14 protein-coding genes are annotated in these 15,130 nt (G+C 42.9%); 4 read left to right on the forward strand and 10 right to left on the reverse strand.

Annotation, left to right across the window (positions count from 1 at the left end):
* Positions 1–67: 67 nt before the first annotated feature.
* Entirely contained in the window at positions 68–1,996 is a 1,929-nt protein-coding gene (locus tag K8B83_RS15095; RefSeq protein WP_223417880.1) for a choice-of-anchor I family protein, read from the reverse strand.
* A 278-nt stretch (positions 1,997–2,274) separates the two neighbouring features.
* Between K8B83_RS15095 and K8B83_RS15100 the strand changes: the two genes are divergently transcribed.
* From K8B83_RS15100 to ilvN, 3 genes are all read left to right on the forward strand, one after another.
* Positions 2,275–3,450: a multidrug effflux MFS transporter gene (locus tag K8B83_RS15100; RefSeq protein ID WP_398410890.1), complete on the forward strand. Its 1,176-nt coding sequence runs from the start codon at positions 2,275–2,277 to the stop codon at positions 3,448–3,450.
* Positions 3,451–4,157: 707 nt separating this feature from the next.
* A complete protein-coding gene (locus tag K8B83_RS15105) occupies positions 4,158–5,876 on the forward strand; it encodes an acetolactate synthase 3 large subunit (protein WP_223417881.1) in 1,719 nt (572 codons plus the stop codon).
* Complete coding sequence (gene ilvN / locus K8B83_RS15110) at positions 5,876–6,370, forward strand: acetolactate synthase small subunit (protein ID WP_188740728.1); 495 nt, start codon at positions 5,876–5,878, stop codon at positions 6,368–6,370. The genes K8B83_RS15105 and ilvN overlap by 1 nt, the downstream gene beginning before the upstream one ends.
* Positions 6,371–6,438: 68 nt before the next feature.
* On the opposite strand, the gene K8B83_RS15115 is transcribed toward ilvN, so the two are convergent.
* From K8B83_RS15115 to K8B83_RS15155, 9 genes are all read right to left on the reverse strand, one after another.
* The gene (locus tag K8B83_RS15115; protein ID WP_223417883.1) at positions 6,439–6,585 is read right to left on the reverse strand and encodes a hypothetical protein; all 147 of its coding nucleotides are present in this window, start codon (positions 6,583–6,585) and stop codon (positions 6,439–6,441) included.
* A gap of 92 nt (positions 6,586–6,677) precedes the next feature.
* Positions 6,678–8,312, reverse strand: coding sequence for an IS66 family transposase (tnpC, locus tag K8B83_RS15120; RefSeq protein ID WP_223417497.1), 1,635 nt, complete (start codon positions 8,310–8,312; stop codon positions 6,678–6,680).
* Positions 8,313–8,559: 247 nt separating this feature from the next.
* Positions 8,560–8,877: an IS66 family insertion sequence element accessory protein TnpB gene (gene tnpB / locus K8B83_RS15125; protein WP_223417885.1), complete on the reverse strand. Its 318-nt coding sequence runs from the start codon at positions 8,875–8,877 to the stop codon at positions 8,560–8,562.
* On the reverse strand, positions 8,874–9,233 hold the full coding sequence (locus K8B83_RS15130) for a hypothetical protein (protein WP_086904927.1): 360 nt from the start codon (positions 9,231–9,233) through the stop codon (positions 8,874–8,876). Before K8B83_RS15130 ends, tnpB begins: the two co-directional genes overlap by 4 nt.
* A gap of 38 nt (positions 9,234–9,271) precedes the next feature.
* On the reverse strand, positions 9,272–11,053 hold the full coding sequence (locus K8B83_RS15135; RefSeq protein WP_223417887.1) for a monovalent cation:proton antiporter-2 (CPA2) family protein: 1,782 nt from the start codon (positions 11,051–11,053) through the stop codon (positions 9,272–9,274).
* A gap of 3 nt (positions 11,054–11,056) precedes the next feature.
* Positions 11,057–11,665, reverse strand: coding sequence for an NAD(P)H-dependent oxidoreductase (locus tag K8B83_RS15140; protein WP_223417889.1), 609 nt, complete (start codon positions 11,663–11,665; stop codon positions 11,057–11,059).
* Positions 11,666–11,780: 115 nt separating this feature from the next.
* Entirely contained in the window at positions 11,781–12,023 is a 243-nt protein-coding gene (locus K8B83_RS15145) for a YdcH family protein (RefSeq protein ID WP_223417891.1), read from the reverse strand.
* A gap of 10 nt (positions 12,024–12,033) precedes the next feature.
* Positions 12,034–12,849, reverse strand: a complete 816-nt coding sequence (locus K8B83_RS15150; protein ID WP_223417893.1) for an SDR family NAD(P)-dependent oxidoreductase — start codon at positions 12,847–12,849, stop codon at positions 12,034–12,036.
* Between the two features lie 80 nt (positions 12,850–12,929).
* Positions 12,930–13,775: an enoyl-CoA hydratase/isomerase family protein gene (locus K8B83_RS15155; protein ID WP_188740733.1), complete on the reverse strand. Its 846-nt coding sequence runs from the start codon at positions 13,773–13,775 to the stop codon at positions 12,930–12,932.
* Positions 13,776–14,110: 335 nt separating this feature from the next.
* Here K8B83_RS15155 and K8B83_RS15160 point away from each other — a divergent pair, with 335 nt between their 5' ends.
* A complete protein-coding gene (locus K8B83_RS15160) occupies positions 14,111–15,100 on the forward strand; it encodes a zinc-dependent alcohol dehydrogenase family protein (protein ID WP_223417895.1) in 990 nt (329 codons plus the stop codon).
* Positions 15,101–15,130: the final 30 nt, after the last annotated feature.

A 15,130-nucleotide genomic window follows, 5' to 3' on the forward strand; every position in this document is an offset into this window, starting at 1 on the left:
TACCCAACATAAAAACGCCAAGGAAGTGAACCTTGGCGCTGTGTAAACTATGCTTTTGCGGCATCAATTACTTAAACGATAATTGATACACCGCCGTTGTACCGCTAACTTCATTACCAATAATCAATAAAGGCAATCCAGTTGGGCTATTGTTTGCGGCAATAAACTTCATCCCTTCTGGCCCTAAGTCGCCAGCCTGGGTCGCCTGTCCCTCAATGTCGCCACCATCAATAGCAAAGTCGGCAGTAAAGTCACGGTTATGTACGTAATCTACAAACGATACTGCAAAAGGATTACTAATATCATAAATCATAAAGCCTGAAGTGCGCTCTAAACCGATAAATGCATAAGTACTGTCACCAAGTTGCCCAATGGCTAACGCCTCAGGCTCTGGCCCTTTGTCATCGCTGCGACTATCACCCTTGTTTTCATCGTTATTGTTATTAAAATTCATCCCTAATAACGCACTGGTGATCTGCTCAAAATCACTGCCACTGTCATATACTTGTTGGCCTTGTGCGGTCCAAATCGAAAATGAACGTCCACCGTAGGCCATAATGCGATCAACTAAGCCATCGTTATTGTCATCACCTATGCTTGTTGTCACTTTTAAACGCGCCAGTTGCGTATCATCTTGAATAGATGCAAATTGCGGATGGTTTGTATCAAGGGTTAAGTCTTCGGCACGCCCTTCTTCAGAAAAACCATCATAATCACGTGCATCACCTTCATTGGCACTCACAATAAAGTCAGTGTTATTCCAACGGTAACTCACGATAGTGTCGGGTTGATACATTCCATAAACACCAGCGTAAGATTTCAGGTTTACCATATCGTCTTTATCACTGGCATCGATTTTGTTGTCTGCCAATCCAAAGTCTTTAGCCCCCAAGGCATTAATACGAGTGACCGTTTTTGCTTGTATATCTATGACGGCAATGGCGTTATTTTCTTGCAGGCTGACATAAGCAAACTGGCTGTCTGGTGACACCGCTATGTATTCGGGCTCTAAATCTTGGGCGACTGTAGCACCGGGGCCAGTAATGTTAATGTCGGCACTTAACTCACTAGCTCGCGCCGCCCCGACGTTAAAATCACTAAACCCCACCAGCGTTGCAACGTTTGCTGGCGAATTATTGATGATATCGATAATGGCAACAGAACCTTCTGGATCAACAGAATAATCGCTATTAGGCTCTCCCTCATTAGCCACTAACAACACGCTGCCATCTGGGCTAAATGTGACATTATCGGGTAGCGCCCCCACATCTACAGATGATAAATACTGTGGCAAAGACGATGCAGATAAACGATAAAATGCCACAATGCCATTACCTTGCGTTGCATTTCCATTCGCATCGGCACGCTCAACCGCTGCCGCGAGTAAATCACCCGACACACTAACACTATTAACGGCGCCAAGCAGGGCAAGTCCGGTGTCGGCATTAAGGTCAAGTTCGGCTAATTTGGTGATATTGTTTAACGTGTAACCCGCCTCCCCCACAACAGGTGTTTGAGAGAGTGTTGATAAGTCGAGCAAATCCACTTTGCCACTTTGGGCATTAACCACAAATGCAGTTTGGCTAGCCGCATGATAATCGACAATTTCAGCAGCACTTAATCCATACACATCTGACTGATAGCGCCCAACAAGTTCAACACTCAATTGCCGCTGTGACACATTACAAATCACCTGCGTTTGCGAAGCATCGACTTCTGCAACATCGAGCAAATTGTTATTGTTAGTGTCTAATCCCGTCTCAATTTGCTGACCGCCAAATGGACATTGTGCATTACCAGCCAACAGTTCAGTAATATTAACTAATGCAGAAACACCATTAGATCCATCCGTGCCATTTGTTCCATCTATCCCATTTGTACCATCAATGCCATTGATGCCGTCGTGACCATCATCGCCATCACAACCAGAAAGTAACGCAGTAGAAAGGAGTGCTGAAATTAATAGCGGGGCTTTACATTTTGCAAACTTCATCATTTTGAATGGTCCATTTCATCAGATTTAAAACCCATAAACTAATGTGCGAGTGTTAATATTTGATGATAAAAATGTTGCATAAAATATGAACGAGTTTGCGTTGCTTATTGTTGTAAAATCCGCTGTCAATTTTGATAATCTTTCCATTAATGCATGCTAAACTATGCCCTCTTTTAGGCAAATAGCCGCTCAGGTCTAATGACGCAGTCGAGGTTCATGTGGGATCGCCAGTAAAATCAACTCCACCCCAAGCCATATCCAGCATACCTAATTTGGCCATGCTCATTCCCATGTTAGCTGCCATTGTGGCCATTACACCTTTAGCTATTGATATGTATTTACCGGCAATGTCGGTACTGGCACTGGGTTTTGACGCCGACATTACCACTGTGCAGCAATCATTAAGTATTTATTTGGCAGGTTATGCCGTTGGCATGCTGACGTTTGGGCCGTTAGCCGACAAAATTGGCCGCCGGCCCTTAGTCATTTTTGGACTTTCAGGTTTTACTCTCATCAGTTTACTTATTGCTTTAAGTGGCAGTATTGAACAGTTTTTGCTATTACGATTTGCCCAGGCCTTTATCGGCGCAGCGGCAACAGTTGTTGTGCCTGGCTATATCAAAGAAGTCTATGGTGATAACACTGCCAAAGGTATGTCTTATGTCAGCTTAATTATGATGCTAGCCCCATTGCTTGCCCCCACTTTAGGCAGCTTAATTATGGAGCTAGGCGACTGGCACTTGATCTTTTTAAGCCAAAGTTGCTACGCCATCACCTTATTAGTTTTAGTGCTGTTTAAATTAAAAATGCCAAGCGATAAAAACCCCGACAATCGCAGCCAAAAGTCATTTTTACGTGCCTATTACACCGTATTTTCACGCAGTGGAGTCAAACTCAACCTCACAAGTGGGGTGTTAACCTCTTTCGCTTTTTTCTGTTATTTAACTGCTTCGCCGTTTATTTATATGGAAGTGTTTAACTTAGACAAATCATTATTTGCCATTTTATTTAGTACCAATGTGGGTGCGCTGATGCTGGCCAATATCGTGAACTCACGAATTGTTAGTCGTTACGGCTCAAAGCGCATGCTGCATGTATCGACACTGTTTGGCGTGTTGTCAGCTATCGCGTTATTGATGGTAAATCTCCTAGATTTTAGTTATCACTACACTGTGCTCACATTAATCCCATTAATGGGATCACTTGGGGTTATGTCGGTTAATGCTGATGCCATAGTATTGCTGAAATTCAAACAAGAAACCGGTACAGCCACCGCAGTAATTGGTACACTCCGCTTTGGTTTCGGCGCCACAGCAGGGCCATTTCTCGCCTATTTTTATGATGGCAGTGCAGTGCCTTTTTCAGCACTCATGCTAAGTGCTATCGTGCTTGTGGGCATTTGTCAGTTTTTACAAAGTCGCCTGCCTAAAAACCAACTGCAAGCACCAATTTGACATACTGTGGTAATCCGCAAAGTACACAGTTAACACATGTAAATTGAAATCCTTTGACACGCAACAATGATTGAACAATAAGGCCATCACATCGATGGCCTTATACCATTCCGCGTTAGTAAATGATCTCTCAGCGAGAATTTAAAAGGGCTTAAACAAGGCGAATGACTGAATGAATAGCTGCTCTCTTTCGAAGTCATGCAACGCAGTGTAAGCCCTTTTAAAACTCGCCTTAAAGGAATGCCCCAGCCGCTTTTGCTCTGCGTTCTCGCTATTTGAAAGGGAACAACCAATACTACATAGCGACGCCTTAATCAAAAACCGCTGGACGCATTCTGAGTGGTCACTTATTAATGCGGAATGGTATTAGTGTTTCTTGAGGCGAACCTTGCCAAAATCAATTCAACAATGACAATTTAAACGCTCACGTACCTCCTCATAATCAACTAGCCTTTAGCTCACAACCATGAAATAAATTCAAGCTTTAAAAAATATTAAACAAAAGGCTTGCAGTAAAATTAAATTTACATACTATGGAGTTCAGTGATTCAGTAGAGTCACTAAATGAACCAAGTCATTGAATTTAGCTACTGTTAAATTCAATCGTCGAGTTTGAATTACCATTCAGACTTATTTTTTAAAGCGATTACCGTCGTTGTATAACAAGATACTGTTTACCATACGGTAACTTAAAAAGGACTCATTTCATGGAAAAGCTTTCTGGCGCGAGTATGATCGTGCGCTCTTTAATCGATGAAGGCGTAAGCCATATTTTCGGTTACCCCGGTGGTTCTGTTTTAGACATCTATGATTCTCTTCATAAAATAGCTGGCGTAGAGCACATTCTTGTTCGCCATGAACAAGCTGCCGTTCATATGGCCGACGGTTATGCTCGAGCAACGGGTAAAGTTGGTGTTGTGCTTGTTACCTCTGGACCTGGCGCAACTAACGCCATTACTGGTATTGCCACCGCTTACATGGATTCAATCCCGCTAGTTGTTTTATCAGGTCAGGTACCGAGTAATCTTATTGGTAATGACGCATTTCAAGAATGCGATATGATTGGTATTTCTCGTCCTGTTGTTAAACACAGCTTTTTAGTGAAAGATGCCAAAGACATTCCTGAAATTGTCAAAAAAGCCTTTTTCATCGCGTCAACTGGCCGCCCAGGCCCTGTGGTAATCGACATTCCAAAAGATTGTTTAAGCCCAGACATACTCCATGATTATGTGTACCCAGAAAGCGTAAAATTGCGCTCGTATAACCCAACCACTACGGGCCATAAAGGCCAAATCCGTCGTGGGTTACAAGCCCTTCTTGCAGCCAAAAAGCCCGTGTTATATGTTGGCGGAGGTGCGGTAATATCGGGTTGTGATGCACAAATCCTTAAACTTGCAGAACGATTAAACATTCCTGTTATTAGCACTCTCATGGGATTAGGCGCATTTCCTGGTACCCATAAGCAAAGTTTAGGCATGCTAGGTATGCACGGTTGTTACGAAGCCAACATGGCAATGCATAACACCGACTTAATTTTTGGTATTGGGGTACGTTTTGACGACCGTACAACCAACAATGTTGAAAAATACTGCCCTAATGCAACCATTTTACACATTGATATTGATCCATCATCTATCTCAAAAACAGTGCGCGTTGACATACCCATTGTTGGCTCAGCAGACAATATTTTAGACAGCATGTTAGAACTGCTAGCAGAAACTAACGAGATAAATGATGCCGATGCGTTATCGACCTGGTGGCGTGAAATTGACATTTGGCGTTCACGAAAAAGCCTCGAGTTTGATCGCACTAGCGACCGCATAAAACCACAACAAGTGATTGAAACATTACATAAATTGACTAATGGCGATGCCTATGTTGCCTCCGATGTGGGTCAACACCAAATGTTTGCCGCCTTGTACTATCCATTTGATAAGCCACGCCGCTGGATTAACTCTGGTGGTCTAGGCACCATGGGCTTTGGTTTACCAGCAGCCATGGGCGTTAAGATGGCGTTTCCTGATGCAACCGTGGTCTGCGTAACGGGTGACGGTTCGATTCAGATGAATATTCAAGAGCTATCAACGGCACTGCAATACGATACTCCGGTAAAAATCATTAACTTAAACAACCGTTTCCTTGGCATGGTTAAACAATGGCAAGACATGATTTACTCGGGTCGCCATTCACAATCTTATATGGATTCGGTGCCTAACTTTGCCAAAATTGCTGAAGCATACGGCCATGTAGGCATGAACATCACTCACCCAGATGAGCTAGAGTCTAAATTGGCAGAAGCGTTAGCCATGAAAGACAAACTGGTATTTGTGGATATTAGCGTAGATGAAACCGAACACGTTTACCCTATGCTTATCCGCGGCGGTGCAATGAACGAAATGTGGTTAAGCAAAACGGAGAAAAGCTAATGCGTCGTATTATTTCTGTATTACTTGAAAACCAACCCGGCGCATTGTCACGAGTTGTTGGACTATTTTCACAGCGCGGTTATAACATTGAAAGTTTAACGGTTGCCCCAACCGAAGACACCACGCTTTCAAGGCTTAACATTACGGTTATCGCAGACGAGTCGGTCTTAGAGCAAATTGAAAAACAGTTGCACAAACTCATCGACATTTTAAAAGTAGCCAACATTACTGAGTCGGCTCACATTGAACGAGAAATTGCGTTGGTTAAAGTCAAGGCACAAGGTGATCAACGTGAGGAAGTAAAGCGTACTGCGGATATTTTTAGAGGGCAAATTGTCGATGTAACGGCGAATCTTTACACCATTCAAATGGTCGGCACGAGTGACAAAATTGACGCCTTTATTCACTCGCTAGGTGACAGTACTAAGGTTATAGAGATCTCTCGCTCTGGCGTAGTTGGACTAGCACGCGGTGAAAAATCAATGCGCGCATAAACGCTAAACTCAAACCATTAAAAACCGCTAGGTCACTTAATACTAGCGGTTTTTTATGGCATTTCCCTTTATAATTCAGGGTTTTTAGCCGTCCAGGCTTTGTCTAGCTCATCATCATCGGCATGTAAATCGCGCGTCATTAAGGCTTCTAACTCAGCATGCTTTTGTTGATAGTGAGAAATATAATGTGAGCTTACGGCAGCATGGCGTGACATAAGTAATAAAGCAAAAAATCTGGTTTCTTAAATTTCAGGCACGGCAATACTTAGGCCACTGGCCCAAGCATTGCTTGATTATGAGCGGTTTATTATTGGTATTGGTCGAGATAATTCCAAGGTAGGTATTTTTCAGGATGCTTTTTTGCATCATCCGCATCTCGTTGCAGTCGCGTAAAGTAATCAAATACATTGATGCCTGCTTCATTGCCTGTTGCTATCATCGACGTGATAACATCGCCAATGTTCGCACCGAGTAAGCTTTTACGAAACATCGCATTTTTTCTATCTCGCACCACTATTTTTAACATCGATTCTATGCGGTTATTATCTATTTTTACCCCTTCGTGATGGCAAAATAAACTCAGCCCGTCATAGTGTTTTAAAAAATAACGGATAGCTTTGCCTAGACCGCTATTTTCTTCAATGCTTTCATTAGTAAAGTGCTTTTCACCCCAACTTTTAATCGCTTCAAGTATGGGTAATGAATGTTGCTGATGGTACTCAAGTCGCTCGCGTGCGGTGAGTTCACGTTCAATGGTTGTCTGTTCATTGCGCCAAACTTCACCATAGAGTGTGAGTATATTTTCAACCTCTTCGGGGAAATGATTAATGACATCGACAAACTGGCGCCTTGCATGGCTATTACAAAGTGATGTTTCAACCTCGCAAGTACTTGGCTGATTACTGGCGAGCGCATCACTCATTAATATCGGTGCGACAGTGACTTGTCGTTTGTAGAGTATGCGGTCGATAAACTCACCTGCGTGCCCAATATTGGTTTCAAATAACACAATATCATGGCCCGTTTTTAAGCTGGCAATCACTCCTGATGTATAAACACCTGAGCGCAAGCGTGTTTTCTCGCTATTACGTACTTTCTTTTCAACTGGCTTGGCGTCAAGAATACGGTGGGTGGTGTCATCTAAGTAATAGTGCTTTGCATCGCCAGCCAACTCAAACAAGTGCTGGTAAACAGGATAAATCGCATCACAGACAAGCTCTACTTGGTCAAACACCGTCGACGCAGTGATGTTGACGCCCAATAGCTTTTGGATGTTGCCTTGACGATAAAAAGGTAGCCCTGCAAAGTATTTATAAATCGCCATTAACGCACGCGCAGAGTAACCATATTTTTGATGACTATTACCGTCATGTAATACTTCATCGGGCAGGTTTGCCGTGAAATAGGCACCACACGCATTGCAACGCAAGCGCTCCATAATATGTTGCTCTGGGGTAAAAGGCGTTTGCCCTGTAATGCGCAACAAACTGCCAGGCTCGACTTTATAGACCTTACCTTTCAAACATTCTGGGCAGCTATCCCCTTTATTTACTTCGTTTAACGCATGTTTGATGATAACCGGTTTGACCTGTGTAAAGTCTTCATCCTGTGTTTTTGGTTTTTTACTTTTCTTGCTGGTTTTTTTCTGTGCTTTACACAGGTCGCTTTGTTTTTCTGATGATTTTTCAATCCCAAGTAACTTACGTAATTTATGCACGGTGATACCGTGGTCAGCTAGCTTGTTTTGTGTTGTTGTTAATGTCAGTAACGCATCAAGCAATAACTGATAATCATCAGCGCTAAGCGCAAGATTATTTTCTTTGGCTTCAATCACTCGCTTGATTAAATCATCGAGAGATTGTGCATCGATATCGTTAAAAGGTTTTGCCACAATAAGCCTTTTGCCTGCGGGAATAAAAAAGAGGATGGAGTATGATCCCATTTAAAATGAAATCAAGCGGTTATTTATAATGGGTGGTAATTCCCGCTGAGCAATTGCCGTAAATGTTTGGCGTCCACGGACGTCATGGCACTATTATGGAGTATGATCCCATTTAAAATGAAATCAAGCGGTTATTTATAATGGGTGGTAATTCCCGCTGAGCAATTGCCGTAAATGTTTGGCGTCCACGGACGTCATGGCACTATTATGGAGTATGATCCCATTTAAAATGAAATCAAGCGGTTATTTATAATGGGTGGTAATTCCCGCTGAGCAATTGCCGTAAATGTTTGGCGTCCACGGACGTCATGGCACTATTAATGGTTGGCCAGCCAGAGAACTTGCCCTTAGATAAACGCTTTGTCATCAACCAAAAACCGTTATTTTCATAAGCGATTGCGCGCACCATGGTTTTGTTACGATTAATAAAAACAAACAAGGTACCAGAGCGAGGCTCACAATGAAGGCGTTGTTTACACAGCGTAGCTAACCCATCAATGCCTTGACGAAAATCAGCGGGCTGGGTAGCAATCAAAATGTCGCTATGACGGGTTAAATGGATCATGATTTTATGGCCTCAATTAACTGAGCAAACCGTGTTTCGCTGACTTCGCCAGATACGGCTAAAGAATTGCCATTGTTGAACTTCAGGGAGATAGAAAGCGACTCGGTTATCGGCGTTGCATTGGGTAGTGAAATAAAGTGATTGGATACATCACTTGATGAGTTGGCGGTAAGCCAAGTATTGAATTGCTCATGACTAATACGCAACTTTTTAACAATGGTTGTTTTTGAATAATGCGGTAAAAGGGCGATCGCTTGCTGGCGCAAATTTTCAGGGATTGCACTACCTCGAGAAGGTTTATTGCTTCGCCACTGTTCAAAGTTAGCGAGGGTGTTAAGGAGTTTATCTGGCATCATTGTGACCGGGTTGATTTAGTTACAATGATTAAATCAGGTTAATTGAAATAAGTTGAGCTACGCTGCCGTAAGCTCACAATATAATGCTCTTCTTCACAATGCCACTTGTAGAGTTCTGGCATCATTTCTTCATCTTTCTTACGGAAAATACGCGCTAAACGGTAAGCCTCATACGGGTCGATACCTAATTGCTGCAAAGCATCTTGGCCTAATGCCAGTGCACTGCCAAAGGTTTCACGGCGTATATGCTCAATATTTAATTCCATCAATTTAAAGCTTGCCTGACGGTCATCGGCATTCACCACAATGTTGAGGTGTGGATAATGCTTTCTTACCAGCTCAATTAAGGTCGTTGATTTTTCAATGTCACCAATGGTTATCACTAATAATTTCGCTTCTTTAGCGCCAGCAGCTTCAAGCAAATCTAAGCGGGTAATGTCGCCATAATACACCTCATAACCCAGTTTACGCAGTACATCAACGTTAGTTGAGTCATGGTCAATAATCACTGGCTTAACTCCAGCAGAGATTAAAAAACACCCTAAATCAGTACCTAAACGGCCAAAGCCAGCTAAAATCACCTCATGACCACTGTGCTCTATGTTGTCATCTTCTCGTGCATTCAACTGAGTATCGTCTTTCGATATCGCGAGTTTGTCATAGGCCATAAACATCAATGGGGTTAAAAACATCGAAATCGCTACCGCAGAGATTAACGGCTCTACTGTCTCAGCGCCCAGTACGCCATTGACCTTGGCAAATTGAAATAACACAAACGCAAATTCGCCGCCTTGTGCTAATGCAACAGCAAATAACGCTCTGTCTTTTTTTGCCACCTTAAAGACCTTGCCTGTAATGACTAATATTAGCCACTTAATCACAATTAAGCCCGCGGTTAAGCCTGCAATAAGCGCCACATTATCGCCAATTAAACTGAAGTTAAGGCTGGCACCAATTGAAATAAAGAACACCCCAAGTAATAAGCCTTTAAAGGGTTCAATATCGCTTTCAAGTTCATGGCGGTATTCACTGTCTGCTAACACCACACCGGCTAAAAATGTCCCTAACGCAGGCGACAAGCCCACCACGGTCATTAATAATGAAATTCCCACCACCAGCGCTAATGCCGCCGCGACAAAAATTTCTCGAACGCCTGTGGCTGCAATAGCTCTAAATATGGGGCGACTAGCATAACGGCCCAATACTAAAATCCCCACAACCGCAAGCAGGGTCGCAATCACTTGTAAATACGCTGGTAAAGTATTGATATCAAATAACACCGAACCATAATGTCCATCATCGCCTAAAGTTAACGTGGCCAGTAGTGGCATAAACGCTAACATGGGGATCACGGCTAAATCTTGAAATAACAACACTGAAAACACCGAGCGACCTGGCGCAGTATTCATTAAGGCTTTTTCTTTGAGGGTTTGTAGCACAATCGCCGTTGAGGATAATGACAAAATTAACCCGACCGCCAACGCTTGTTGCCAAGGCAAAGCCCATAGCGCAATAGCCGCCATGACAAGACTCGATAACACCACTTGCATGCCGCCCATGCCTAAAATGGGCGTACGCATCTGCCACAGCATAGAAGGCCTTAACTCTAAGCCCACTAAAAATAGCATCATCACAACGCCAAACTCAGTCAAATGCATCACGACTTCAACATCGCCAATCAGTGAAATCCCAAACGGACCAATGATCATCCCTGCAATCAGGTAACCGAGCACCGAACCGAGCCCTAAACGTTTGGCTATCGGCACGGCAATGGCTGACGCGGCTAAGAAAATAAATAACTGCAGTAAAAAATATTCCATTGTTTATGCCCTTAACATGATGTCGTCAAGATTTGCGTTTAAAAACTCAGCCTGTTGGGCTTTGTCTTTATCTAATACGCCATCACGAATAGCGATAATAAGACGTCGATACGCTTCTGCGTGGCCTGTAACTTGCTCTAAAGGCAAGCCACGGTGCACGCCCATCACCGCAAATGGCGGTAGCCACTCCATTAAGCATAAATTGGCGGTGGCACGCATTGGCGAGGTTAATTCAGCAATGGTAAATTGATTGGCGCCATCAAGTCGGTAAGTTGTCGCATCGCCCCCCGCGCTAATAGCTTGAAAGCACCATTTATCTTTTAACGCCGTGCCCGTTTTACCATATGCCCAGCCGTGCTCTAGCACTAAATCTAGCCATTCTTTAACAATTGCAGGCGTTGAATACCAGTAAAATGGATGCTGAAATATAATCACATCGTGGCTTTCGCACAGCTGTTGCTCGCGAGCGACATCAATTAAAAAGTCAGGGTAATTGGCGTACAAATCATTAATAGTCACACCTTCAATGTTTTCTACCGCGGCCCTCAACTGGGCATTAATGTTCGATCGCCCTTTCGCTGGATGGGCAAAATTGATCAATATTTTTTTCATTGCGATCCCTAACGAAATCAATAATGGCTGTTTAACGCAGACAGTACAGCTCTACTTTAGGCTGGAGTAATAACTGCTCATTGCCTGAACACAATAAGCAGTACACATAGTGATGTTATTGGCTCTGATGAAGACGCTGATATAAAGAATCTTTTAATAATGAACGACGATGCTTTAACTGGTGCATATCTTCATCATTAATTGGCGAACCGTCTAACTCTAGGGTGCGAATTTCTAGATCAAGTTCATGATACTGATTGGCATCTGCAGCAAATTGACTGTCGGCTGCATTTAGCTCAGTAATACGCTGGGTAAATTCTGGGAAATCAAGAATTAAACAATGGTTTTCACCTAACATAATAACCTCTTTATCCTACATTGACTTGGGCAATAATTGATTCAATTGCTGCCACTAACTGTTGATTTTTAACTGTGTTTAACGCATCTGTATGTGGCGAGGTAAATCGGCGCTGATCGTTATCGTAATAACGCCCACTTGCTTGAGCAAACTCATCAGACAATACCGCGCGGCAAAGAATATCTGCACCAATATTTAAATCAGCACCGGCCATTCCGTAGGCTTCTTTAACTAATTTACTGCCCAAAAATGACGCTGGATTAACGGCAATAAAAGCCGGTCCGCTATGTTGTAATGTCGTGGCTAAATGCACTGACCACATAGTGATTGCTAGTTTACTTTGCGCATATACCGCGCCATCAGCAGGCCCAGCATTGGCGCTGGCTAATGCAGCTAAATTAACACTAGCTTGAGCCGCAGAAGATAAGTTAACCACGCGACCAGTGCTGTCTAGCAAGGGCAGTAATCGCTGAGTTAATAGATAAGGCGCAATGGTATTAACCACAAAACGCACATCTAAATTATCTACACTGGTAATTTGAGGCACTTTGTACACACCGGCATTATTAATGATCACATCAAGCTTATTGTGCTGAGCACTAATGGCATCAGCCAATGCAGCAACATCAACTAGGCTCGATAAATCAGCGCGGTAGCTTTGTATTTCGCCGGCACCCGGTATGGCTTTGAGCTCGGCCTCAACCTGGTTTAGTTTTTGTGCATTACGCCCGTGAATAAGGACTTGATGCCCTTGTGCAACCAACATTTTGGCTGTGGCTAAACCAATACCGTCGGTAGCACCTGTGACTAAAATAATTTTTTTCATAATAATATTGTCTCGTTTAATTGAGTGGGTCATTCACGCTGACAAACTGCATCAGCGTTGATGATGGCACGCGATTAAGGTTAGTTTATTTCTTGCACCTTCATCACTAGCTCATTCCAGTTTCGTTGATTAACGATGTCATGCTCAAGCCCTTGCTCATCGGCAATGGTAAAACGTTTAATGGCTGGGGTTTTGCTGGTTGCTTGATATAACCAATAGGCTTCTGCTTTTAATGCTTCTTCAATCGGTTTGTCGATAGACTCATAAACGGCTTGTTTACAGGCATTAATTGATTCAGCAGGAAATTGAGCAATGCGCTGTGCTAATGCATCGACATAAGGGCCAATTTCGTCAGGATCTAATGCTTTATTGATGGTGCCGTACGCTTCTGCTTCATCGGCGCTAAAGTCACGAGCACTTAAAATAATTTCTAATGCACGGCCTAAACCGGTTTGACGTGCCATACGTGAAGCTCCGCCACCACAAGGTAAGATGCCCATGCCCACTTCCATTTGCATAAACTTATATTTACCGCGAGCAGCAAAACGCATGTCGCACGCTAAAGCAAACTCATGCCCACCGCCACGCGCAAAACCTTCTAATTTAGCGATGGTCGCTTGCGGTAACTTGCTAATTCGTTCAAGGATAACTTGTAAATCAAGTAGCTTTACATCATCACGAGACACGGCTTCTGTTGACATGTCTTTTAACAGGTTTGTGTCGTAGTGCGATACCCAAATTTCTGGATTGGCAGATTGAAACACCACCACTTTAACGTCGCGGTCACGCTCAAGTCGCATTGCTAGACCATTTAAATCCGCTAACATCTCTTGGCCTTGTACATTCACTGTACCAAAATCGAATGTGACCGTTAAAATCGCGCCATCTTGGCTTGCTTTAAATGTTGTATAACCTTGATATTTCATTGGATTTTCCTTGTTATTCGTATTTCGATATTCGTATTTTTTTGTGGAGTGCTATTAACATAATGTGTCAATTTCGATAAACAGATTAACAAGCAAGCCTACCTTTGATAATTGCCGGTACAACATAAATAGTTTTAATTAATTATTAATAATTACCGTTAAAATTAATTATTATCGATTTTATATTAATAGTAACAATGGTTTTTGGATGCTTTTTACACAACCAAAACGTGATTATTAATGAAAACTTAAAACACATTGTTGTTTACTGGCCATTATCATTAACACTCAAGCGCCTATACTAGCTTCACACAAACACAACGAGGTTTTACACAATGAAAGCTATGATAATTCGCGAATTTGGTGCAGCTGATGTTTTCGAGTCGGCAGACATTCTTAAACCAACAGTAAGTGCGGGTAATGTATTAGTCCGCTTAGCAGCAACAAGTGTTAATACCATTGACATGATGATCCGTGAAATGGGCGAAGCATTGCCTTTCTCACCTAAAGCCCCTGCAGTATTAGGAATGGACTTTGCCGGTACCATTGAAGCTGTCGGTGAAGGCGTCACTGAATTTAACGTTGGCGACGAAATTTATGGCTGCGCTGGCGGTTTAGGTGACTTACCAGGCACGCTTGCTCAATACATGTTGGCTGACGCTAAGCTTATTGCTCGTAAACCTAAAAACCTTTCTATGCGTGAAGCGGCAGCATTGCCTTTGGTGGGGATTACCGCATACGAAGGCTTAACACGTGCAGGTATTGCAGCAGGTAAAAGTGTACTGGTCCATGGTGGCGCAGGTGGTGTGGGGCACGTTGCAGTACAACTTGCAAAACATTTTGGTGCCAACGTTTTTGCAACTGGCGCTGAAGGCACTCAAGCTGAGCTCATTGAAAAGTTAGGCGCTAAAGCCATTAACTTTAAGACAGAAACGGTTGCCGATTACGTTGCTAAACACACTGACGGTGCTGGCTTTGATGTTATTTTAGATACTGTTGGCGGTGCAAACCTAACCAACTCGATTGAAGCCGCTAAATTAAACGGACAAATTGCCACAACCTTATCGTTCATTGAATTAGATTTATCAATGGTACATATGAAAGGGTTGTCATTGCATGTGGTCTTTATGTTAATCCCTATGATGCACAACATAGGTCGTAAAGTTCATGGCAATATTCTAGCTGAACTGGCTAACATTGTTGAAGCTGGCGCATTAGTACCTGTTGTTGATGAACAACGCTTTAGCCTAGAGCAAGTGACTGCTGCACATCAGCATTTAGCCAGCGGCAAAGCCATTGGTAAAGTGGTGATTGATATTAACTAAATCACTTTAGGGTTCACATTAGTTATGTGA

It is taken from the genome of Shewanella inventionis, assembly GCF_019931735.1.
Lineage (GTDB): Bacteria > Pseudomonadota > Gammaproteobacteria > Enterobacterales > Shewanellaceae > Shewanella > Shewanella inventionis.